Source organism: Stenotrophomonas sp. (genome assembly GCF_032103445.1).
GTDB lineage: Bacteria > Pseudomonadota > Gammaproteobacteria > Xanthomonadales > Xanthomonadaceae > Stenotrophomonas.
In genome coordinates, this window is the sequence record NZ_DAMDFR010000136.1 from 1 (window position 1) to 3,681 (window position 3,681).

Genomic DNA, 3,681 nt, shown 5'->3' on the forward strand with positions numbered 1-3,681 from the left:
CAGCCCATCGCCAGCCGCGAGGCCATCCTGCAGCTGCTGGACCGCTGCGACGGCCCGCAGACCGCCGAGGAAATCGGCGCGCAGCTGGGCCTGACCGAACCCGACCGCGCCGACGCGCTGGGCAAGCGCCTGGGCGCGATGGTGCGCGACGGCCAGCTGGTGCAGAACCGCCGTGGCGGCTTCGCCCCGGTGCAGGCCACCAACCTGATCACCGGCGTGGTCATTGCCAACCCGGAAGGGTTCGGCTTCCTGCGCCCGGTGGAAGGCGGCGACGACCTGTTCCTGGCTCCGTATGAAATGCGCAAGGTGCTGCACGGCGACCGCGTGCTGGCCAACGTGACCGGCATCGACCGCCGTGGCCGCCGCGAGGGCAGCATCGCCCGCGTGCTTGAGCGCGGCATGACCCGCCTGATCGGGCGCTTCAGCGTTGAGTTCGGCATCAGCTACGTGGTGCCGGACGACAAGCGCATCCAGCGCAACGTGCAGATTCCGCCCGACCAGACCGGCGACGCCCGCGATGGCCAGCTGGTGGTGTGCGAACTGACCCAGGCTCCGGACACGCGCCGTCCGCCGATCGGCCGCATCATCGCGGTGCTGGGCGACAAGCTCACCGCCTCGCTGGTGGTGGAAACCGCCATCCACGGCCATGAACTGCCGTTCGAGTTCCCGCAGGAAGTGCTGGACGAAGCTGCGGCGGTGCCGTTGACGGTGGAGCCGGGCATGATCGGCGGTCGCGTCGATCTGCGCAGCACGCCGCTGGTGACCATCGACGGCGAGGACGCCAAGGACTTCGACGACGCGGTCTACTGCGAACCGAACGAAGACGGTTTCCGTCTGATCGTGGCCATTGCCGACGTCTCCAACTACGTCCGCCCCGGCACCCCGCTGGACGAGGAAGCGCAGAAGCGCGCCACCTCGGTGTACTTCCCGGGCTTCGTGGTTCCGATGCTGCCGGAGACGCTGTCCAACGGCATCTGCTCGCTGATGCCCAAGGTCGACCGCATGTGCTTCGTCTGTGACATGCAGGTGGGCCGCGATGGCGAAGTGGCACACTCGCGCTTCTACGAAGCGGTGATGAATTCGCATGCGCGCCTGACCTATACCCAGGTCTGGCAGGCGGTGGGCGAGAACGATCCGGCCGCACGCGCGGCCATCGGCCCGCTGCTGCCGCAGGTGGAACGCCTGCACCAGCTGTACAAGGTGTTTGCCAAGGCGCGGACCAAGCGCGGCGCGATCGAGTTTGAAAGCTCGGAAGTGCGCTTCATTCTCGACAACACCGGCCAGGTCACCCAGGCCGGCATGCTGGTGCGCAATGACGCGCACAAGCTGATCGAGGAATGCATGATCGCGGCCAATGTGCAGGCGGCGCGCTACCTGATCAGCAAGCATGTGCCTGCCCCGTACCGCGACCATGAGAAGCCGCCGGAATCGAAGTTTGAAGACCTGCAGGAGTTCCTGAAGGAGTTCAAGCTGAGCCTGCCGCCGTATGCCAAGGTGCAGCCGGGCGATTACACCAAGCTGCTGAAGAAGGTACGCGAGCGCCCGGATGCGGCGCTGCTGGAATCGGTGCTGCTGCGCAGCCAGAGCCTGGCGGTGTACTCGGCCGAGAATCTGGGCCACTTCGGTTTGGCGCTGGACGCCTATGCCCACTTCACCTCGCCGATCCGCCGCTACCCGGACCTGCTGGTGCACCGCGCGATCAAGTACGCGCTGACCGGCAAGCCGGTCGACAAGTACCTGTACACCCAGCGCGAGATGGCCAAGCTGACCCTGCTGTGCTCCGAACGCGAGCGCCGTGCGGACGAGGCCGAGCGCGAGGTCGACGAGCGCTACCGCGCGGCGTGGATGGAAAAGCACGTCGGCGGCAAGTTCGACGGCGTGATCAGCGGCGTGACCAGCTTCGGTCTGTTCGTGGAGCTGGACGAGTCCAAGGTCAACGGGTTGGTGCATGTCACCCAGCTGCCGCACGACTATTACCAGTTCGATGCCACCCGCAAGACGCTGACCGGTGAACGCCGTGGCACCAGCTACCGCCTGGGCGACCGGGTGCGCATCCTGGTGCTGAAGGCCAGCATGGAAGAGCGCAAGATCGACTTCCGGCTGGTGGAGGAAAAGGACGATTCGGTGCCGGAATTGCCGCCCCGCGGCCAGCCGGCCAAGCGGCAGAAGCAGAAGTACTGATGGATTCCCGTGCAGCCACGCAGGGCGTGGCTCTACGGGTTGTTGGATTGGTCGTTGGGCGGTCGGCACGGGTTGCCGGACGCCTGTAGAGCCACGCCCTGCGTGGCTGCATCGCCCGAACACGCCACGAAACGGAGGCCTCACCCATGAACCCCGTTCCCGAATTCTCCGGCGGCTGCCAATGCGGCGCGATCCGCTTCCACGTCCGCGGCGCGCTGCCGGACCGCTCCATCTGCCACTGCCGCATGTGCCAGAAAGCCTTCGGTGCCTACTACGCACCGCTGGTCTCGGTACGCGGCGCGGATTTCCAGTGGACCCGTGGCGAGCCACGCCGCTTCCAGTCCTCCAACCACTTCCGCCGGGGCTTCTGCGCCGACTGCGGCACGCCGCTGACCTATGAAGGCGAGGACGGCATGGCCGTCGCGGCCGGGGCCTTCGACCAGCCTGAACGGCTGCCGCCAACCGTGCAGTACGGCACCGAGTCCAAGCTGCCGTTCGTGGACCAGCTGGGCGGGCTGGAGGTGATCCTGGCCGAGGATGACCCGGATGCGGAGCGCTTGGCCACCTTGGTGTCGCACCAGCACCCGGACCGGGACACGGCCCGTTGGCCGCGGTGACGGGCACCCCGCCCGCCGATGCTCTACCATTACCACCCCCTGACCGGTTCCGCCCCCTGCAATGAGCAAACAAAGCCAGTGGATCGTCGGCGTCAACGCCGTCGCCTCCTCGATTGAAAACGATGCCGAGAACGTCCGCGAAGTGCTGATCGAGGCCGGCGCGAAGAATCCGCGGCTGACCGAAATCGAGGAAAACGCGCGCCGCAAGGGGATCGACGTGCGCCGGGTGAACACCCAGGCGCTGGACGGCGTGGGCGGCTCGGTGCGCCACCAGGGCGTGGCCGCGCGCTATGCCGCTGCCCGCACCTACGGCGAGAACGAGCTGGAAGGGCTGGTCACCGCCGCGGAAGGCAAGGCCCTGCTGCTGATCCTCGACGAGGTGCAGGACCCGCACAACCTGGGCGCGTGCCTGCGCAGCGCCGCTGCCGCAGGGGCGACGGCAGTCATCATTCCCAAGGACAAGTCGGCCACGGTGAACGCCACCGTGCGCAAGACCTCGGCCGGTGCCGCCGACCGCATTCCGGTGGTGGCGGTGACCAACCTGTCACGCTGCCTGAAGGACCTGCAGAAGCAGGGCGTGTGGATCTACGGTCTGGCCGGTGAAGCCACCGCGTCGCTGTATTCGCTGGACCTGAAGGGCAACGTCGCACTGGTGCTGGGCGGCGAAGCCGACGGCTTGCGCCGGCTCACCCGTGAGAACTGCGACGGCTTGGTCAAGATTCCGATGCCGGGCGATATCGAGAGCCTGAATGTGTCGGTGGCCGCAGGTGTGAGCCTGTTCGAGGCCGTACGTCAGCGCGGCTGAGGCCCGATCGGGCATGGCGTTGAGACGCGCATGGCGCGTCACTTGTGTCTCGGACTGGGCCCTGATCAGGCACAATCC

The 3,681-nt window shown here is 67.2% G+C and carries 3 protein-coding genes; all 3 read left to right on the plus strand.

Features of this window, described 5'->3' with window-relative positions; translation table 11 throughout:
* Positions 1-2,181, plus strand: a 2,181-nt coding sequence (rnr, locus tag RT551_RS21390; protein ID WP_313462210.1) for a ribonuclease R, incomplete at its 5' end; no start/stop codon positions are given.
* A 146-nt stretch (positions 2,182-2,327) separates the two neighbouring features.
* Complete coding sequence (locus tag RT551_RS21395) at positions 2,328-2,798, plus strand: GFA family protein (RefSeq protein WP_313462212.1); 471 nt, start codon at positions 2,328-2,330, stop codon at positions 2,796-2,798.
* Between the two features lie 61 nt (positions 2,799-2,859).
* Positions 2,860-3,603 (plus strand): 23S rRNA (guanosine(2251)-2'-O)-methyltransferase RlmB, encoded by a 744-nt coding sequence (gene rlmB / locus RT551_RS21400; RefSeq protein WP_313462214.1) that lies wholly within the window; start codon positions 2,860-2,862, stop codon positions 3,601-3,603.
* Positions 3,604-3,681 lie beyond the last annotated feature (78 nt).